This window comes from Acidimicrobiales bacterium (genome assembly GCA_036399815.1).
Classification (GTDB): domain Bacteria; phylum Actinomycetota; class Acidimicrobiia; order Acidimicrobiales; family DASWMK01; genus DASWMK01.
On sequence record DASWMK010000256.1, the window covers coordinates 1 to 17,335 of the forward strand.

At 75.7% G+C, this 17,335-nt stretch carries 21 protein-coding genes; 6 read left to right on the plus strand and 15 right to left on the minus strand.

What is annotated here, in order from left to right:
* Positions 1-175 precede the first annotated feature (175 nt).
* Genes VGB14_19365 through VGB14_19375 form a run of 3 tightly spaced genes read left to right on the plus strand, consistent with a single transcriptional unit; the run spans position 176 to position 2,671 of the window.
* On the plus strand, positions 176-1,156 hold the full coding sequence (locus tag VGB14_19365; GenBank protein HEX9995092.1) for a hypothetical protein: 981 nt from the start codon (positions 176-178) through the stop codon (positions 1,154-1,156).
* On the plus strand, positions 1,146-2,090 hold the full coding sequence (locus VGB14_19370) for an FAD:protein FMN transferase (protein HEX9995093.1): 945 nt from the start codon (positions 1,146-1,148) through the stop codon (positions 2,088-2,090). Before VGB14_19365 ends, VGB14_19370 begins: the two co-directional genes overlap by 11 nt.
* A complete protein-coding gene (locus tag VGB14_19375) occupies positions 2,087-2,671 on the plus strand; it encodes a ferric reductase-like transmembrane domain-containing protein (GenBank protein HEX9995094.1) in 585 nt (194 codons plus the stop codon). The genes VGB14_19370 and VGB14_19375 overlap by 4 nt, the downstream gene beginning before the upstream one ends.
* Before the next feature lie 6 nt (positions 2,672-2,677).
* On the opposite strand, the gene VGB14_19380 is transcribed toward VGB14_19375, so the two are convergent.
* On the minus strand, positions 2,678-5,041 hold the full coding sequence (locus tag VGB14_19380) for a sialidase family protein (protein HEX9995095.1): 2,364 nt from the start codon (positions 5,039-5,041) through the stop codon (positions 2,678-2,680).
* Positions 5,042-5,192: 151 nt separating this feature from the next.
* Here VGB14_19380 and VGB14_19385 point away from each other — a divergent pair, with 151 nt between their 5' ends.
* Positions 5,193-5,582, plus strand: coding sequence for a hypothetical protein (locus tag VGB14_19385; GenBank protein ID HEX9995096.1), 390 nt, complete (start codon positions 5,193-5,195; stop codon positions 5,580-5,582).
* On the opposite strand, the gene VGB14_19390 is transcribed toward VGB14_19385, so the two are convergent.
* The 7 genes from VGB14_19390 to groES form a co-directional block, all read right to left on the minus strand.
* Entirely contained in the window at positions 5,563-6,981 is a 1,419-nt protein-coding gene (locus tag VGB14_19390) for a pyridoxal-dependent decarboxylase (protein ID HEX9995097.1), read from the minus strand. The two genes, VGB14_19385 and VGB14_19390, sit on opposite strands and share 20 nt — an antisense overlap.
* 62 nt (positions 6,982-7,043) lie before the next feature.
* On the minus strand, positions 7,044-7,970 hold the full coding sequence (locus VGB14_19395) for a GNAT family N-acetyltransferase (protein ID HEX9995098.1): 927 nt from the start codon (positions 7,968-7,970) through the stop codon (positions 7,044-7,046).
* Positions 7,971-8,000: 30 nt separating this feature from the next.
* Positions 8,001-8,675 (minus strand): CoA pyrophosphatase, encoded by a 675-nt coding sequence (locus VGB14_19400; protein HEX9995099.1) that lies wholly within the window; start codon positions 8,673-8,675, stop codon positions 8,001-8,003.
* A 22-nt stretch (positions 8,676-8,697) separates the two neighbouring features.
* Complete coding sequence (locus tag VGB14_19405) at positions 8,698-8,898, minus strand: hypothetical protein (protein ID HEX9995100.1); 201 nt, start codon at positions 8,896-8,898, stop codon at positions 8,698-8,700.
* A gap of 231 nt (positions 8,899-9,129) precedes the next feature.
* The gene (locus VGB14_19410; GenBank protein HEX9995101.1) at positions 9,130-9,360 is read right to left on the minus strand and encodes a DUF3072 domain-containing protein; all 231 of its coding nucleotides are present in this window, start codon (positions 9,358-9,360) and stop codon (positions 9,130-9,132) included.
* Between the two features lie 42 nt (positions 9,361-9,402).
* The gene (gene groL, locus VGB14_19415; GenBank protein ID HEX9995102.1) at positions 9,403-11,040 is read right to left on the minus strand and encodes a chaperonin GroEL; all 1,638 of its coding nucleotides are present in this window, start codon (positions 11,038-11,040) and stop codon (positions 9,403-9,405) included.
* Between the two features lie 7 nt (positions 11,041-11,047).
* Positions 11,048-11,341, minus strand: coding sequence for a co-chaperone GroES (gene groES / locus VGB14_19420; GenBank protein ID HEX9995103.1), 294 nt, complete (start codon positions 11,339-11,341; stop codon positions 11,048-11,050).
* Positions 11,342-11,456: 115 nt separating this feature from the next.
* Between groES and VGB14_19425 the strand changes: the two genes are divergently transcribed.
* Positions 11,457-11,636 carry a hypothetical protein gene (locus VGB14_19425; protein ID HEX9995104.1) on the plus strand — a complete coding sequence of 60 codons (180 nt, stop codon included), beginning with the start codon at positions 11,457-11,459 and terminating at the stop codon, positions 11,634-11,636.
* A complete protein-coding gene (locus VGB14_19430; GenBank protein HEX9995105.1) occupies positions 11,597-12,388 on the plus strand; it encodes a DUF389 domain-containing protein in 792 nt (263 codons plus the stop codon). Before VGB14_19425 ends, VGB14_19430 begins: the two co-directional genes overlap by 40 nt.
* Here the strand turns inward: VGB14_19430 and tsaD are convergent.
* From tsaD to alr, 7 genes are all read right to left on the minus strand, one after another.
* Positions 12,374-13,384 carry a tRNA (adenosine(37)-N6)-threonylcarbamoyltransferase complex transferase subunit TsaD gene (gene tsaD / locus VGB14_19435; GenBank protein ID HEX9995106.1) on the minus strand — a complete coding sequence of 337 codons (1,011 nt, stop codon included), beginning with the start codon at positions 13,382-13,384 and terminating at the stop codon, positions 12,374-12,376. The two genes, VGB14_19430 and tsaD, sit on opposite strands and share 15 nt — an antisense overlap.
* Before the next feature lie 2 nt (positions 13,385-13,386).
* A complete protein-coding gene (gene rimI / locus VGB14_19440; protein ID HEX9995107.1) occupies positions 13,387-13,947 on the minus strand; it encodes a ribosomal protein S18-alanine N-acetyltransferase in 561 nt (186 codons plus the stop codon).
* Entirely contained in the window at positions 13,944-14,657 is a 714-nt protein-coding gene (tsaB, locus tag VGB14_19445) for a tRNA (adenosine(37)-N6)-threonylcarbamoyltransferase complex dimerization subunit type 1 TsaB (protein ID HEX9995108.1), read from the minus strand. Before tsaB ends, rimI begins: the two co-directional genes overlap by 4 nt.
* The gene (tsaE, locus tag VGB14_19450; protein ID HEX9995109.1) at positions 14,639-15,151 is read right to left on the minus strand and encodes a tRNA (adenosine(37)-N6)-threonylcarbamoyltransferase complex ATPase subunit type 1 TsaE; all 513 of its coding nucleotides are present in this window, start codon (positions 15,149-15,151) and stop codon (positions 14,639-14,641) included. Before tsaE ends, tsaB begins: the two co-directional genes overlap by 19 nt.
* Positions 15,148-15,702 carry a uracil-DNA glycosylase gene (locus VGB14_19455; protein HEX9995110.1) on the minus strand — a complete coding sequence of 185 codons (555 nt, stop codon included), beginning with the start codon at positions 15,700-15,702 and terminating at the stop codon, positions 15,148-15,150. Before VGB14_19455 ends, tsaE begins: the two co-directional genes overlap by 4 nt.
* A gap of 9 nt (positions 15,703-15,711) precedes the next feature.
* A complete protein-coding gene (locus VGB14_19460; protein ID HEX9995111.1) occupies positions 15,712-16,608 on the minus strand; it encodes a P1 family peptidase in 897 nt (298 codons plus the stop codon).
* Positions 16,605-17,335: alanine racemase (gene alr, locus VGB14_19465; GenBank protein ID HEX9995112.1), on the minus strand; the 731-nt coding region annotated here is incomplete at its 5' end. The genes alr and VGB14_19460, both read right to left, overlap by 4 nt.

A 17,335-nucleotide genomic window follows, 5' to 3' on the forward strand; every position in this document is an offset into this window, starting at 1 on the left:
CCGCGCCAAGCGCGGCCAGGCATCCCGGGCCGCCAGCGAGACCGCCGCAGCTGCGCCCGCCGAGCCCGCGACGCCAGCGCTCGACCCCGCGCTCGCCGCACGGGCCGCCGCCATCCGCGCCAAGCGCGGCCAGGCCCCGGCACCCGAGCCCGCCGCAGTGCCGCCCGCGCCGACGGTGACCGAGCCGCCCGCCGCCGCCGCCGAACCCGCAGCGCGCGCGCTCGACCCGGCGCTCGCCCGCCGGGCCGCCGCCGTCCGCGCCAAGCGCGGCCAGGCGCCCAAGGCCGCCAGCGAGACCGCCGCAGCTGCGCCCGCCGAACGCGCGGCACCCGCGCTGGACCCCGCCCTCGCGGCCCGCGCCGCCGCCATCCGCGCCAAGCGCGGCCAGGCGCCCAAGGCCGCCACCGAGACCGCCGCAGCCGCGCCCGCCGAACCCGCCGCACCCGCGCTCGACCCCGCCCTCGCCGCCCGCGCCGCCGCCATCCGCGCCAAGCGGGGGCAGGCGGCCGCCCCCGTCGCAGAACCTGCGGCGCCCGCGCTCGACCCCGCGCTCGCTGCCCGGGCCGCTGCCATCCGGGCCAAGCGGGGGCAGGCGGCCGCGCCGGCCGCGGTCGACCCGACCGTCGTGATCCCCGTCGACGAGCCGGCCGAGGCGCCGGCGGCCCGGCGCCGGCCCGCGACCCCTGCTGGTGCCGGTGCGGCGCGCACGACCGAGCAGCGCAAGAAGAAGAGGAAGCGGCACATGGCCGCGGCCGGGCGGATCCTGGCCGGCGGCGTCGCCGTGGCGTCCAGCCTGACCCTGGTCGGCACCATGGCCCTCGCGGCCCGGCGGGCCGAGGCCGCGCAGGCCCAGGAGCAGGCGGCCGCGGCCGCCGTCGCCCTGGCCGCCACCCCGCCGACCACGGCGGCCGCTCCCGCGCCGCCCCCGGCCCCGCCGCAGACGATCGTGGTCGTCCGCCGCCGGGTCGTCCCGGCCGCGGCCCCCGCGGCGTCGAGCAGCGGCGGCGGCAGCGGCTCCTCCGGCGGGTCGAGCGGTGCGTCCGCGTCCGCTCCCGCTCCCGCCCCCGCCCCGGCCGCCGCGCCGGCACCCCGTCCCGCCCCCGCCCCGGCGCCGGCCCCGGCGCCCGCCCCCTCGACGGGCAGCGGTGGCAGCTGAGCGCCGGCACCGGGCCATGGGCACCCGGGTGCACCTGATCGTCGTCGGCCTCGACGACCCCGCCGCGGAGGCCCTCCTCGACGCGGCCGTCGCCCGCATCGACGACCTCGAGCGGCGGTGGAGCCGGTTCATGCCGGCGAGCGAGCTGTGCCGGCTCAACGCCGCCGCCGGCGCCATGGTCATCCTCGAGCCCGACACCTACGCCCTGGTCGAGCGGGCGGTGGCCGCCTGGGAGGCGACCGCCGGCCGCTTCGACCCGACCGTGCACGACGCCCTCGTCGCCGCCGGCTACGACCGCACCTTCGCCGAGGTCGCCGACGTCGCCGAGGTCGCCGCGCCCGGCACGCACCACCCGGCCAGCGCCATCGCCCCCGTGCCGGGCTGCGGCGACATCGGCCTCGACCCCGTCCTCCACGCCGTGACCCTGCCGCCCGGGGTGCACCTCGACCTCGGCGGCATCGGCAAGGGCTGGGCCGCCGACCTCGTCGTCGACCAGCTCCTCGCCGCCGGCGCCAGCGGCGCGTGCGCCAACCTCGGCGGCGACCTGCGCGTCGCCGGCGAGGCCCCGACCCCCGACGGCTGGACGGTCGCCGTCGAGGACCCCCTCGCCCCGGAGCGGACGCTCGCCACCGTCGCCCTGCTGCACGGCGCCGTCGCCACCACCACGAGGACCCGCCGTCGCTGGGCCGCACCCGACGGCGAGCGCCACCACCTGATCGACCCCGCCACCGGCCGGCCGGCGGCCACCGGCCTGGCGTCGGTCACCGTCGTCGCCGCCGACGCCACGACCGCCGAGGTCGTCGCCAAGGCGGCCTTCGTCGCCGGCCTCGACGACGGCCGCGGCCTCGTCGAGGCGGCCGGCGCGGCCGCCCTGCTGGTCGACGACGACGGCACCCCCCACCCCGCCGGCCCGATCGAGGAGTACCTCCGATGAACGAGCAGCTCATGTGGTACGTCACCCGGTCGAGCGGGCTGGTGTCGTGGGGCCTGTGCAGCGCGGCCGTGATCTGGGGCCTCGCCCTGTCGACGCGCGCCCTCGGGAAGAAGCCGCCGGCGCCGTGGCTGCTCGACCTGCACCGCTTCCTCGGCGGCCTGTCGGTCGTGTTCGTCGCCGTCCACGTCGGCGGCGCCGTCGCCGACAACTACGTCCACTTCGGGTGGGCCGACGTGCTCGTGCCGATGGCGTCGGAGTGGCGGCCGGGCGCCGTCGCCTGGGGGGTGGTCGGCCTCTACGTCCTCGTCGCCATCGAGCTCACGTCACTGCTCATGCGGCGGCTGCCGAAGAAGCTGTGGCACACCGTCCACCTGACGAGCTTCGTGCTGTTCGTCAGCGCCACCATCCACGGCCTGGCGGCCGGGGCCGACGCCGACAACCCCGTCTACCAGTGGGCCGCGCTCCTGTCGTGCAGCGCCGTGCTGTTCTTCACGCTCTACCGGTTCATGGCACCGCGCCGGGCCGCCCGGCGCGGTGGACCGGTGCCCGCCCCCAGCGGCCGGGCACCGGTCCCTGCCTGACCGCCCTCAGGACGCCGGCAGGATCGCGTCGAACGGCGGCGTGGAGTCCGCCTGGTTGAGGTACGTCTGGGTCATCGGGTCGGGCACGTTGTTGCCGAAGCTGAACGCGGTGACCTCGAAGATGCGGTCCCCGGCCTGCGCGGCCCGCTCCAGCGGTGGCGCCGACGGCGGGCTGGCCACGGCGACGAACGGGATCAGCGAGATCGGCACGTCCACCGTGAGGATCCCGGTCCGCTGGTCGACCGCGCCGGACACCGGCGTGGTCGGCGGGTAGGTCTCCAGCCGACCGTCGAGGCTCGTGCTCAGGTCCGTGTACCCGAACTGGAACCCGTTGGCGTCGTCGTAGGAGACGACGGCCGCGTGGGCCGTGTAGCCCGAGAAGAACCGGGCCACCCAGAGCAGGTTGGGACTGCCCATGCCGCTCTGCGCGCTCTGGATCTGCGCCTGTGAGAGGTCGCTCACCTGCATCGAGAACCGGACGGTCCCCGGCGCGCCGGCCGACACGACGATCCGCTCGAAGTCCATCGCCGGGTACTCGACCCGGAAGCCGACGGGCGGCGGCTCGGGCGCCGGGAACACCGAGAACGGGAAGACGGCGTCGCCGACGGGGTCGGTGCGCCGGTCGCTGACGCGGGGCCGGCCGTCGGTCGGCGACGGCTCCACGTGCAGCCCGGGGCCCTGGATCTGCTTGGCGTAGGTGACGATGGCGAGCGGGCCGACCTCGTCACCGGAAGCCTTGTTCGACTCGTTGAACACCACCTTGACCCGGCCGTCGCGGTCGTGGCGGAGCTGGAAGAAGTCGAGCAGGGTCCGGTCGCCGCCGTTCAACGTGCAGGCCAGGCCGGAGAGGCAGATCGAGTCCCAGTGGATCGGGTGGGTCGTCGCCTTCGTCTGGCTCACGGGCGGGTTCGGCTGGAGGGCGTCGAGGCTCGTGTTGACGTAGACGTCCCACGGGCCGCGGAACGTCCCGACCTCCGGGTTGCCGTCGACCTCGGTGCCGTAGAACGAGACGGCGATCCGGCCGACGTCGCCGGCGTCGATCCAGGGCATCACGGTCGTCCGCACCTTGTCCCGGTTGACCTGGATCTTCTCCGACCAGGTGCGGCCCCGGTCGGTCGAGTAGGCGTAGTAGGCGTTGTACGAGCCGGCCTCGATCCAGGCCACGTAGAGGTTGCCGCCGTGGTCCTGGGCGACGACCGGGAACAGGCTCGACGGGTCGCCCTCGGCCTCGGCGACGAGGAAGTTCCGCCACGGGTTGGTGGCGCCCCCGTCGTTCGAGATGGCGAGGCGCACCTCGTTGCCGACCGTGTAGGCGATGTACAGGCGCTTGCCGTCCCGCTCGTCCACGACCAGGTTGCCGGAGATCGAGATCTCGGGGATGGCCACGCCGGTGGGCGGGGCGTAGGTGAGGCCGCCGTCGGTCGAGCGCTGCACGAAGCTGCCCTCGGGCACCTGGCGGTAGGTCAGGTACACGATCCCCTTGCCGGCGGCGTCCATCCACTGCCGGTCGACGACGACGGGCGACGAGGACGTGTTCGTGCCGACCCAGCTGCGGCCGGCGTTCGTGCTGCGGCCGGTCGAGAAGTTCAGCAGGCTCTCGAGGCCGGTGTAGGCGAGGTTGTGGAAGCCCTGGTCGTTGGGGACCGGGTTGACGGCCAGCTCGCAGTCGCCGCCCCCGCCTGGGGAGATGCGGCCCTCGGGCGGCTGGCCCATGATCCGGAAGGTGTCGCCGCCGTCCTCACTCTTCTGGGCGTAGTCGGCGTTGCGGCTCGACCCGAACGGCCCGCAGGTGTACTCGTTGCCCTGCGGGTCGATGCGCAGCGACGGCTCGGCCACGTCCCGCTGCGGGTCGACGGTGGTGATCGGCGAGAACTTGAACGTCGACGGCGTGGCCGGCGGGTTCGGCGTCGGCGCGCTCACCGTCAGGCCGACCTCGGCCTCGTACGGCTGCGGGAGGGCGTTGGCGAACGCGCACATCACGATCAGGTAGTCGCCGGCCTCGGGGTCGACGATGGCGACGGCCTCGGACGGCGTGCCCCCGTCGCTGCTGACGACGTCGCCGTCGGGCTCCTCGACGAACAGGGCGAGGTCGCTCGTGGCCGGGTCGGGGCTGGTCGGCGCCCACACGACCTCGACGTTCAGCTGCCCGGTCCTCGTCGCGCTCCACGGCTCCGGGAGGACGACGGTGAGGGTGAACGTGTCGGCGTTGACGCCGTCCTCGCAGGCGGAGTAGTCGGCGCCGCCCGTGCCGGGAGGGACCTCGCCCTCGTACTCGAGCTCGGCGGTGCCGATGTCGGGAGCGGTGAGCGTCCCCGACTCCGGTTCGGCGGCACCGGCGTCGACGGCGGCGACGGTCGTCGAGCCGACCATCCCCAGAGCGAGCAGCCCGGCAGCGAACCGGGACCGGCGGATACGGGCACGACGACGCATGGCGCCTCCCCAGTAGGACGATCGACGTCGCCCCGGAGCCCTGCTGCGGCAGAGAGTCGGTCGGCTCCCGAGTGGTCCGTACCATAGCCACATGCCGACGCTGTCGTTCGAGGGCGAGACCCACGGCGAGATCGTTCAGAAGGTGCGGCGGTGGCTGGCCTCGGTGGACGGCGAGCCGGCCGGACGGCTGAGCGTCGTCGAGGCCGTCGAGCAGGGCGCCGAGCTGACCAAGGACGCGCTCCGGATCATCGCCTCGGCGGCGCCGGCCCCGATCGCGGAGAGCGACGTCGTGAAGGCGCTCACCGGCATGGGCTACAAGGCCACCGACGCCACCAAGGAGGCGATCGTCGACGCGTTGGCCGCCATCGACGAGGCCACCGGGGGCAGCGTCGTCAAGGCCGTGCGGGACGCCCGGCGGTCCGCCGTCTACGAGATGAACGCCACGATGGCCAAGCAGATCCTCAAGGCGATGAAGGGCTGACCGAGCGGATCAGCTCCCAGGCCCGCTCCACGTGGCGGCGCTCGGTCCGCCCTGCGCCGATCGACAGTCGCAGGGTGAGCCGCCCGTCGAGCCGGGTCGACGTCAGGTAGAGCTCGCCGGACGCGTTCAGCTCGTCCATGATCCGCTGGTTCACGTCGTCGCCGCCGACGTGGCGGAAGCAGACGAGGTTCAGGGGCACGGGCGCGGCGAGCTCGAAGTCCGGGTCGGCGCCGATCCAGGCCGCCGCCTCGGCCGCCAGCTCCACGTGGTGGCGGACGTAGTGGCGCAGTCCCTCGGCGCCGTAGCAGCGGAGCACGAACCACAGCTTGAGGGCGCGGAAGCGGCGGCCGAGCGGGATCTGCCAGTCCCGGTAGTCGATCACCGCGCCGGACTCGGTCGCCTTGTTGCGGAGGTAGTCCGGGAGGATGCCGAGGGCCCGCACCAGCGCGCCGCGGTCGGCGACGTAGAACGCGTCGCAGTCGAAGTTCACGAACAGCCACTTGTGGGGGTTGACGCAGTAGCTGTCGGCGCCGTCGAGGCCGTCGTGCAGCCAGCGCAGCTCGGGGCAGACGGCGGCCGACCCGGCCATCGCCGCGTCGACGTGGAGCCACACGCCGGCCTCGGCGCAGATGCCGGCGATGGCCGGCACCGGGTCGACGGCGGTCGTCGACGTGGTCCCGACGGTGGCGACGGCGAAGAACGGCACCAGCCCGGCCGCCCGGTCGGCTTCGACGGCGGCGGCGAGGGCGTCGGGCCGCATGGCGAAGCGCTCGTCGACGTCGACCAGGCGCAGGCGGTCCTCGGTCAGCCCGGCGATGCGGGCCGCCTTCGCGACCGACGAGTGGGCCTGGGTCGACGTGTAGGCCGTGAGGCGGTCGAGGACGGGCGCCCCGCCGGCCCGCTCCCTGGCGGCCAGCAGCGCGCAGAGCGTCGCGCTCGACGCCGTGTCCTGGATGACGCCGCCGCCCGTGCCGTCGGAGCGGAAGCGGCCGGGCAGGCCGATCAGCTCGGCCAGCCAGTCGAGCACGTGGGTCTCGACCTCGGTGCAGGCCGGGCTCGTCGCCCAGAGCATCCCCTGGACGCCGAGGCCGGCGGAGATCAGCTCGCCGAGGATGGACGGCCCCGACGCGTTCGACGGGAAGAAGGCGAAGAAGTTGGGCGACTGCCAGTGGGTGATGCCGGGGACGACGACGCGGTCGAGGTCGGCGAGCACGTCCTCGAACGGCTCGGCGTGCTCGGGCGGGTGGGGCGGCAGCAGGGCGCGCGTGTCGCCGGGCGCCACCCGGGAGAGCACGGGGAAGCGCTCCACGTCCTCGAGGTAGCGGGCCACCCACTCCACGGCGGCGTGGCCGTGGCGACGGAACTCGTCGGGGGTCCAGTGGGTGCCGGGCTCAGCCACGGTCCGCCTCCTCCAGGTCGCGGGCGACCGAGCCGCCGCCCCGGGTCCGATCGGTGCCGGGCTCAGCCACGGCCCGCCTCCTCCAGGTCGACGGCGAGCAGCGCGTAGCCGAGGACGTCGGCCCGGCCGTCCCGATGGGGCAGCGCCGCCCGCCGGAAACCCTCCCTCCGGTAGCCGGCCGCCTCGGCCACCCGGCACGACGCCTCGTTGCCGACCACGACGTCGAGCTGGAGGCGGGCCAGGCCCAGCCGGTCGAACGACCAGCGGGACAGCAGCCCGAGCGCGTGGCGGGCGACCCCCCTGCCCCTCGCGCCCACCGCCACCCAGTAGCCGACGGTGCCGACCAGCGCGGTCCAGTCGACGCCGAACACGCTGATGCAGCCGAGCAGGCCGTCGCCGGCCGGGTCGGCCATGGTGAACGCCGCGCCCGTGCCCCGGCGCCGGCCCTCGGCAGCGCGGCGGACGAACTCGACGGCGTGGTGCTCGTCGTACGGCGACGGCACCGTGGTCCACCGGCTGATCTCCGGGTCCTGGCAGGCGGCCACGATGGCGGGGACGTCGCCCTCCCGGACCGGGCGGAGGCGGACGACGGCGTCCTCGACCACGTCGTCCCGCCACCCCGAGCCGGGGACGTCGAGCTCCCGGTCGAGGGCGGCCGCGCCCTCCTCCTCGACCTCGCCGGGGGCGAGGACGACGAGGCGGTGGTCGAGCGCGCCGATCGCCGGCCGCCACGTGGCGCCGTACTCGGCCTCGTCGCCCGGCCCGCCGGCGACGGCGACGTCCAGGCCGGCGGCGACCAGCTCGACGGCCGCCGCGCAGGTCGCCGCCACGGCGGCCGCCCGCGGGTCGGTCCCCCCGTCGCCGGGCACGAGCCGGCAGGCCAGGCGGGCGGCGTCGAGCCACGCCGCGCCGGGGCGGCGCCTGGCCCAGGCCTGCGCGACCGCGCCGGCGGCCACCGGGTCGCCGGCGAGCAGCAGCAGTCGGGCCATGCCCAAGTGTGGCGGACCGGCCGCGCCCGGTCAGCCCGCCGTGCCGGTGACGAGCGCGAGCAGCTGGCGCAGCATGGCCGCGGTCGCCCCCCACACGGTGTCGCCGACCAGCTCGAAGAACCAGATGGGCCGGTCCAGGCCGGCGGCCACCCACCGCTCCTCCCGGAACACGCCCTCGGCCAGCAGCTCCTCCAGCGGCACGAACAGCACGGCCTCCACCTCGCCGGGGTTGGGCCGCACCTCCGGCCGCCCGGGCAGCACGCCGACGAGGGGCACGATGGCCGTCGCGCTGGAAATCGTCGTCAGGTGGTCGAGCTCGCCCACGACCTCGACGGCCGACGGCGGCAGCCCGATCTCCTCCTCGGTCTCCCGCAGCGCCGTGGTGCGCGGGTCCTCGCCCGGGTGGCCGCGGCCGCCAGGGAAGCTGACCTCGCCCTTGTGCGAGCGCAGGTGCTGGGCCCGGCGGGTGAGCACCACGTGGGCGGCACCGCCCTCGTCGTAGAGGGGGACGAGCACGGCCGAGTGGGGCGCGCCCGGCTCGTCCGGGGCGAGCGGGGTGGGCCGGCCGGCGCCGGCGACGGCCAGCCCCCGGCGGACGCGGGCGACGTCGACCCGGCGGTCCTCGGCCGGCAGGTGGGCCCACGGGGCCGGGCGGCCGGCCCTGGCCCCGACCGGTCGGGGGATGACCTGGCGCCCTCCCCGCACCCCGCGAGGGGCCGGCCGGGGGTCAGCCGGCGCCGGCGCCACCAGAGCCGGTGATCGCCGCCGACCGGGCCGCCTCTTCCTGGGCCGCCACGAGGTTGTCGAGCAGCTCGCGCATCCCGGCCGTCTTCAGGCTGGCGAGGACCCGGCCGGGGGTCGACTCGCCGCGCTCCCATTCCATCCACGTGGAGAGCAGGGCCCGGGGGTCGGGCGGCGGTCGGTCCATGGCGCCGAGCCTACCGGCGTGCCCCCGGCGACCAGGAGCGGCGCCGCTCCGCATCGGGCACCGGCGCGCGCTCGTCCAGGAGCGGCGCGGTCCCCGGCGACGAGGACGCTGCGGCGGCGGCGCCGGCCCGCGGGGAGCGGCTCGGCGGCGGCAACGGGGACCTGCGGCGCCACCGGCCCGCCGGGAAGGTGCCCCGCGAACACGTGGCGCCGGCTCGACCGGCCGGCGGGGCTAGCTGCCCCGCCCGGTCTTGTCCTGGAGCTCGTCGATGCGCTTGGACGCCTCGGCCGTGGTGAGCTCGTCGTCGAACTCCTCGCCCGCCTCGCGGGTGAGGGTCTGGAGGTAGGAGGCCTGCGGGCCGGTCATCGGCTCGTCGCCGGTGACCCACTCCTCCGGGTCCTTCTCGGGGGTTCCCTGCACGTTCGCCATGAGGCCGGCATACCCGAACGCTCGTTCGGACATGCCGGCCTCGTGGACGGTCGTTCGGTTCGGCGACCGAGGTCGCTACATCATCCCCATGCCGCCCATCCCGGCGCCGGGGGCGCCGGCGGCGGCGGGCTGCTCCTTCTCGGGCTTGTCGGCCACGAGGCACTCGGTCGTCAGCAGCAGGCCGGCGATCGAGGCGGCGTTCTGCAGGGCGGCCCTGGTGACCTTGGCCGGGTCGAGGACGCCGGCCTTGAGCAGGTCCTCGAACTGGCCGGTCTGGGCGTTGAAGCCGACGTTGCCGCTCTCGGCCTCGACCCGCTGGACGACGAGGGCGCCCTCGAAGCCGGCGTTGGTGGCGATGAGCCGGGCCGGCGCCTGGAGGGCCGACCAGACGATGCGCACGCCGGTGGCCTCGTCGCCGTCGGCGTCCACGGCCGCCTTCTCGACGGCGGGGCGGGCCCGCAGCAGGGCGGTGCCGCCGCCGGCGACGACGCCCTCCTCGATGGCCGCCCTGGTCGCGGAGAGGGCGTCCTCGATGCGGTGCTTCTTCTCCTTGAGCTCGACCTCGGTGGCCGCCCCGACCTTGACCACGGCGACGCCGCCGGCCAGCTTGGCCAGCCGCTCCTGGAGCTTCTCGCGGTCCCAGTCGGAGTCGGTCTCCTCGATCTCCCGCTTGATCTGCGCGATGCGGCCCTTGACGTCCGCCTCGCTGCCGCCGCCCTCGACGATCGTCGTCGCGTCCTTGGTGACGACCACCTTGCGGGCCCGGCCGAGCAGGTCGAGCGTGGTGTTCTCGAGCTTGAGGCCGACCTCCTCGGAGATGACCTGGCCGCCGGTGAGGACGGCCATGTCGGCCAGCATCGCCTTGCGCCGCTCGCCGAAGCCCGGCGCCTTGACGGCGACCGAGTTGAACGTGCCCCTGATCTTGTTGACGACCAGGGTGGCGAGGGCCTCGCCCTCGACGTCCTCGGCCACGAGGAGCAGCGGCCGGCCGGTCTGCATGACCCGCTCGAGGACCGGCAGCAGGTCCTGCACCGAGCTGATCTTGCCGTTCACGAACAGCAGGAACGGGTCCTCGAGGATCGCCTCCTGCCGCTCCTGGTCGGTGACGAAGTACGGCGACAGGAAGCCCTTGTCGAACTGCATGCCCTCGGTGAAGTCGAGCTCCATGCCGAAGGTGTTCGACTCCTCGACGGTGACGACGCCGTCCTTGCCGACCTTGTCGATGGCGTCGGCGATGACCGAGCCGATCGACGGGTCGGCCGCGGAGATGGCGGCCACCTGGGCGATCTCCGACTTCTCGTCGATGTCGCGGGCCAGGCCGGCCAGCGCCTCGACGGCGGCCTGCACGCCGCGCTCGACGCCCCGCTTCAGCGCCGCCGGGTTGGCGCCGGCGGCGACGTTGCGGAGGCCCTCGCGGACCAGCGCCTGGGCCAGCACGGTGGCGGTGGTGGTGCCGTCACCGGCGACGTCGTTGGTCTTCGTCGCCACTTCCTTGACCAGCTGGGCGCCCATGTTCTCGAACGGGTCGTCCAGCTCGACCTCGCGGGCGATCGACACGCCGTCGTTGGTGATGGTCGGCGCCCCGAACTTCTTCTCGAGGACGACGTTGCGGCCCTTCGGCCCGAGGGTGACCTTGACCGAGTCGGCCAACTTGTTCACCCCGGCCTCGAGGGCGCGCCGCGCCTCCTCGTCGTACTTCAGGATCTTCGCCATGGCCTCCCTACTTCTTCAGGATGGCCAGGACGTCCCGGGCCGACAGGATCAGCAGGTCCTCGCCCTCGACGGTGATCTCGGTGCCGCCGTACTTGCTGTAGACGACCGTGTCGCCGACCTTCACGTCGAGCGGGATCACCTCGCCGGTCTGCTCCGACCGCTTGCCCGGGCCGACCGCGAGGACCTCGCCCTGCTGCGGCTTCTCCTTGGCGGTGTCCGGGATCACCAGGCCGCTGGCGGTGGTCTCCTCCGACTCGCCGGGGCGGACGACGATGCGATCGTCGAGGGGCTGAAGGTTCATTCGGTACGGCCTCCCAGGAGGTGGTTAGCACTCTCGCCTTGCGACTGCTAACGATAGGCGCCGCAGGTGACGGGCGGCAACCCGGCTCGGCGCCGGCGGCTGCCACGCTGTCGCCGTGCTCCACGTCCGCATCATCACGCCGCCGTCCGACCGCGACGCCGTGCTCGGCGTCCTCGGCCGCGAACCGGGCGTGTGCAACGTGGTCGTGCTGCCCGGCGCGGCCGTCGACCCGGCCGGCGACCTCGTCTCTGCGACGTGGCCAGGGAGGACGCCAGCGCCGTCCTCCGGGCCCTGAGCGACCTCGGGCTCGAGCGCAGCGGGTCGATCGCCGCCGAGGAGATCGACCTCGCCCTGTCCGAGCGGGCCGACGCGGCCGAGCGGGCGGCGCCGGGCGACCCGGCCGACGCCGTCGTGTGGGAGCAGATCGAGGCCCGCACCGGCGCGGAGGCCCGGCTGTCGTGGACGTTCCTCGTCTTCCTCGTCGTCGCCTGCCTGATCGCCGCCGCCGGGGTCCTCCTCGACTCGGCCGTGCTCATCGTCGGGGCCATGGTCGTCGGCCCCGAGTTCGGCCCGGTCGCCGGCCTCTGCGTCGCCATCGGCGCCCGCGCCCCGCACCACGCCCGCCGGTCGCTCGTCGCCCTCGCCGTCGGCTTCCCGGTCGCCATCGCCGCCGCCGCCGCCGGCACCCTCCTCGCCAGGGCGGCCGGCCTCGTGCCCGACGGGTTCGCGGCCGCCGAGCGGCCGCTCACCGGGTTCGTCGCCACCGTCGACGCCATCTCCCTCGTCGTCGCCCTGCTCGCCGGCGCGGCCGGGATCCTCTCGCTGACGTCCGGGCGGTCGGGCACGCTCGTGGGCGTCCTCATCTCGGTCACCACCGTCCCGGCCGCCGCGGACGTCGGCGTGTCGGCGGCGGTGGCCGACTGGTCCGAGGCGGTCGGCGCCGGCGCCCAGCTGGCCGGCAACCTCGTCGCCCTCGTGGCCGGCGGCACGCTCACCCTGCTCGTGCAGCGCCGGGGCCGGGCCAGGGCCCGGCTACACCAGGGGTAGCGACAGGTTCGGCAGGGCGCCGGCGTCGAGCGGGGTCGGGCCGTCGGAGCGCAGGCGGTACCAGGCGGCCGCGGCCACCATCGCCGCGTTGTCCGTGCACATCGACCGGCTGGGCAGGAACCCCCGCACCCCCTCCTCGGCGCAGGCGTCGAGGAAGCGCTCCCGCAGGAGCGAGTTGGCGGCGACCCCGCCGGCGAGGCACATGCCCTTCGCCTCGATGGACCGGGCGGCCCGCCTGGTCTTCGCCACCAGCACGTCGACGACGGCCTGCTGGAACGAGGCGGCGACGTCGGGCGTGGACGCCTCGGGGTGGCGGCGGACGTAGTTGACCACCGACGTCTTCAGCCCGCTGAAGGAGAAGTCGTAGCCGTCGTCCAGCATGGGCCGGGGGAAGGCGATGGCCGTCGGGTCGCCCTCCATGGAGATGCGGTCGATCACGGGACCGCCCGGGTAGCCGAGGCCGAGGAAGCGGGCGACCTTGTCGAAGGCCTCGCCGGCGGCGTCGTCGAGGGTCGACCCGAGGAGCTCGTACTTCCCGTGGTCGCGCATGGCGACGAGCATCGTGTGGCCGCCGGACACGAGCAGCACGACGAGCGGCGGCTCGAGGTCGGGCTCCTCGAGCAGGGCGGCGTACAGGTGGGCCTCCAGGTGGTTCACGCCGACGAAGGGCACGTCCCACACGAGGGCGAGCGACTTCGCCGCGCTGACCCCGACGAGCAGGGACCCGATCAGGCCGGGGCCGACGGTCGCGGCCACCGCTCGGATGTCGTCGCCGGTGACGCCGGCCTCGACCAGCGCCTCGGCCACGACCGGGGTCAGCAGCTCGACGTGGGCCCGGCTGGCCACCTCGGGGACGACCCCGCCGAAGCGGGCGTGCAGGTCGACCTGGCTGCTGACCACCGACGACAGGACCCGGTTCGGGCCCTGGAGGACGGCGGCGGCCGTCTCGTCGCAGGACGTCTCGATGGCGAGCACGCAGTCGGTGGCCTCGAGCATCGTCACCTCTCCACCTCCACGGTGCGACCGGGGACGCCGGCCTCGATCTCGTCCAGCCGGGCGGCGTACCCGTCGGTCGCCACGTCGTTGGCCCACATGATCAGCGCGTCCTCGTTGGTCTCGGTGTAGTAGCCCTTGCGGATGCCGGCGGGCGCGAACCCGAAGCGCCGGTACAGCGCCTGCGCGCCGGTGTTGCCCACCCGCACCTCCAGGGTCAGGTTCTGGGCGCCCCTCGCCACCGCCGCCCTGGCCAGGGCGAGCAGCAGCCGGGTCCCGATCTTGTGGCGGTGCCAGCGGGGGTCGACGGCGATCGTCGTCACGTGCCCGTCGCCGACGACGAGCATCACGCCGGCGTAGCCGACGACGGCCCCGTCGACCCGGGCGACCAGGTACACCCGGCTCGACCGGAGGGCCAGCTCCGACACGAACAGCCCGTAGGACCAGGGCCGGGGGTAGACCTGGGACTCGATGCGCAGCACCGACCGGAGGTGCCGGCGGCGCATCGGCGCGATCTCGACGGCGAGCTCGCCGGGCGCCGGCGCCGGCATCGGCGCGGCGCTCACGGCGCGCCCTCCCGAACCGCCCAGTTGATCTCGGCGTCCGGGGTGCGCAGGTACAGCGGCTGGAGCTCCCAGGGGGGCTGGAACTCCTCGCGCAGCGCCCTCGGGTGGGCCAGCTGCACGAGCGACGAGGCCGACGGGTAGGCGAGGCCCTTGTCGGCGATCTCGACCCGGTCCAGCTCCTCGAACCGGTCGGCGTAGCGGATGGCGCCGTCGCCCACCATCAGCACCTCGTCGCCCGACGCCACCAGCTCGGACACGACGTCCTCGGCGTCGCCCACCTGGTGGGGCGTGACCCGCTGGATGCCGCCCGGCACCTGCCGGTAGAAGGCGTAGAACAGCTCGCCGCGGCGGGCGTCGATGGCCGCGACGATCAGCCGGTTCGTGAACCGGACGGGGAAGGCCAGCAGGTCGAGGCTCGGCACCCCGATCATCGGGACCGACAGGGCCGACGCCAGCGCCTTCGCCGCCGCCACCCCCACCCGGAGGCCGGTGAACAGGCCGGGGCCGAGGTCGACGGCGACCACGCTGATCTCCGACAGCTCGACCCTCGCCTGGCGGCGCAGGAAGTCGACGGCCGGCGTCAGCGTCTCGGCGTGGCGCTTGCCCCGCGACGACTGCACGCAGCCGAGCACGCCCTCGTGCCCGCCGATGGCGCAGCTCACCTGGACGGTGGCGGTGTCGATGCCGAGGATCAGCACGGCGTCCTCCACGGGGCCAGCACCTCGGCGAGCACCCGCTGGCGGGCGTGCCAGCGGACGCCGACCGGGCGCAGGGCGAGCGTGCGGTGGTCCTCGCCGCCGGCGCCGGTGCCGTCGTCGTCCGCCGGCCCGAACGTGAGCCGGACCTCTAGGAAGTCGGCGGGGATGGCGGGCAGGATCGTGTCGCCCCACTCGATCAGGGTCACGCCGCCCTCGTCCAGCAGCTCGGGCAGGCCGACGTCGAACAGCTCGGTCAGGTGCTCGAGCCGGTAGACGTCGAGGTGGTGGAGGTCGAGGCGCCCGTGGTAGTGGCGGGCCAGGGTGAACGTCGGGCTGGTGATCCGGTCGGCGATGCCGAGCCCCCGGCCGAGCCCCTGTGCGAACGCCGTCTTCCCGGCCCCGAGGTCGCCGGCCAGCAGGACGACGTCGCCGGGCTGCACCACGCCGGCGAGGGCGGCGCCGACGTCGCGGGTCTGGTCGACCGAGTCGGTGGCGAGCTCGATCATGCGGCGAGGGCGACCTTCGCCCTGACGAGGTCGGCGCGCAGCTGGGCCATCGGCTCGCCGCCGCCCCGCAGCACGTAGGACGGGTGCCAGGTCGGGATCAGGACCCCGTCGCCGAACGGGAACCGCCGGCCCCGCAGGCGGGACACCCGCTCGGTCGTGCCGAGCAGGACCTGGGCGGCCAGGCGGCCGAGGGTGACCGTCACCCGGGGCCGGATGGCCGCCAGCTGGCCGGCGAGGAACGGCCGGCAGGCCTCGATCTCGGCCGGCTCCGGGTCCCGGTTGCCCGGGGGGCGGCACTTCACCAGGTTGGCGATGTAGCAGTGGTCGCGGGTGATGCCCATCTCCTCCGACAACAGCCTGTCCAGCAGCTTCCCCGACCGCCCGACGAAGGGCAGCCCCTGCCGGTCCTCCTCGGCCCCCGGCCCCTCGCCCACGAACAGCAGGCCGGCGGTCGGGTCGCCCGTGCCGAAGACGACGGTCGTCCGCCCGACGGCCAGCGCGCAGCGGGTGCAGGTGCTCGCCTCGGCGGCCAGCACGTCGAGGGACGGCACCCGGGAATGCTACTGCCGGTGGCGGAGGGCACCTCCCGGCGGCGGCACGGCCGCCCGCACGGCCGCGACCACCGCCCTCGTGGCCAGCAGGCGGACCACGTCGACGTCGGCGCCGGCCACCTCGCCGGTGGCCGCGGCGACCACGGCGTCGCCGTCGCCCCTCGCGTGGGCGGGGACGAGCGCCCTGGCCAGGCCGTCGTGGGCGCCCTGGGCGACGACCAGGCAGCCGACCTTGTCGAGCGCCCCGTTGGTCGCCACCACCCCGATGGTGGTCGCCTGCGGCGGGCCGGCGGCGAACGGCGGGCGGCCGGGCGCCGGCAGGGGCCAGGACCCGTCGCTGCCGTCCCCGGGGTCGACGTCACCGGCCGCGTTCACGGCCAGCAGGGCGGCGACGACCAGCGGCCCGGCCCGCTCGGTGGCCGTCCCGATGCCGCCGGGCCGGCGCCGCTCGGGCCCCCACCAGGCGCCGACCGTCGCGCCCGTGCCCGCCCCGACCGGGCCGGTGGGGACCGGGCCGGCGGTGGCCGCCTCGCAGGCGGCGTAGCCCTGGGCCGGGCCGGGCCGGGCGCCGGGGTCGCCGACGGCCAGGTCGTAGAGGGCGAGGCCGACGACGATCGGCACCGGCCCCGCCGCCGTCGGGAACCCCATCCCCCGCTCCTCGCAGAACCGGACGACGCCGTCCGCCGCGGCCAGCCCGAACGCCGACCCGCCGGCCAGCACCACGGCGTCGAGCCGGGCGACCAGCCGCTCGGGCGCGAGCAGCGCCCACTCCCTGGTCGCCGGCGCCCCGCCCCGCACCTCCCCCGACGCCACCGTCCCGTCGGGGAACAGCACGGCCGTGCAGCCGGTGCCGCCGGCCGCGTCGGTCCAGTGCCCGGCCCGCACGCCGGCGACGTCGGTGATCACCGGTCCACGTACCGGCGGGGCACGCGGGGGCCGATCCCGCAGAGCACCTCCCAGGCGATGAGCCCCAGCCGCCCGGCCCATTCCCACGCGTCGATCCGCTCCCCGCCCTGCGCGCCGAGGAGCACGACCTCGTCGCCGGGGCGCACCGACCGGTCGTCGCCGCAGTCGACGGTCAGCTGGTCCATGGTCACCACGCCGGCCACCGGGCGGCGACGGCCGCCGATCAGGACCTCGCCGCCGGTCAGCCCGTAGCGGCGGGGGACGCCGTCGTGGTAGCCGATCGGCACGGTGGCGACGACCGTCGGCCGGTCGAAGCGGCGGTGGAGCCCGTAGGAGATGCCGTCGCCGGCCGGCACCTCCTTCACGAGCGACACCCTGGCCCGCAGGGAGAGCGCGGGGCGGAGGTCGCCGGCGCCGGGCGCGGCGAGGCCGGCCGCCGGGAGCACGCCGTAGAGCGCCAGCCCGCAGCGGGCCAGGTGGCGGCGGGCCCGGGGGTGGAGGAGCGTGCCGGCCGAGTTCGCCGCGTGGACGAGCGGCGGGCGGATGCCGGACGCCCCGAGCCCGGCCAGGACCACGTCGAGGCGGTCGAGCTGGGCGGCGGTGAACGGGTCGCCGGCCGCCTCGGCCACGGCCAGGTGGGTCCACACCGCCTCGAGGGCCAGCTCGGGGCGGGCGACCACGGCCGCGGCCAGCGCCGGCACGTCGGCCGGGGCGGCCCCGACCCGGT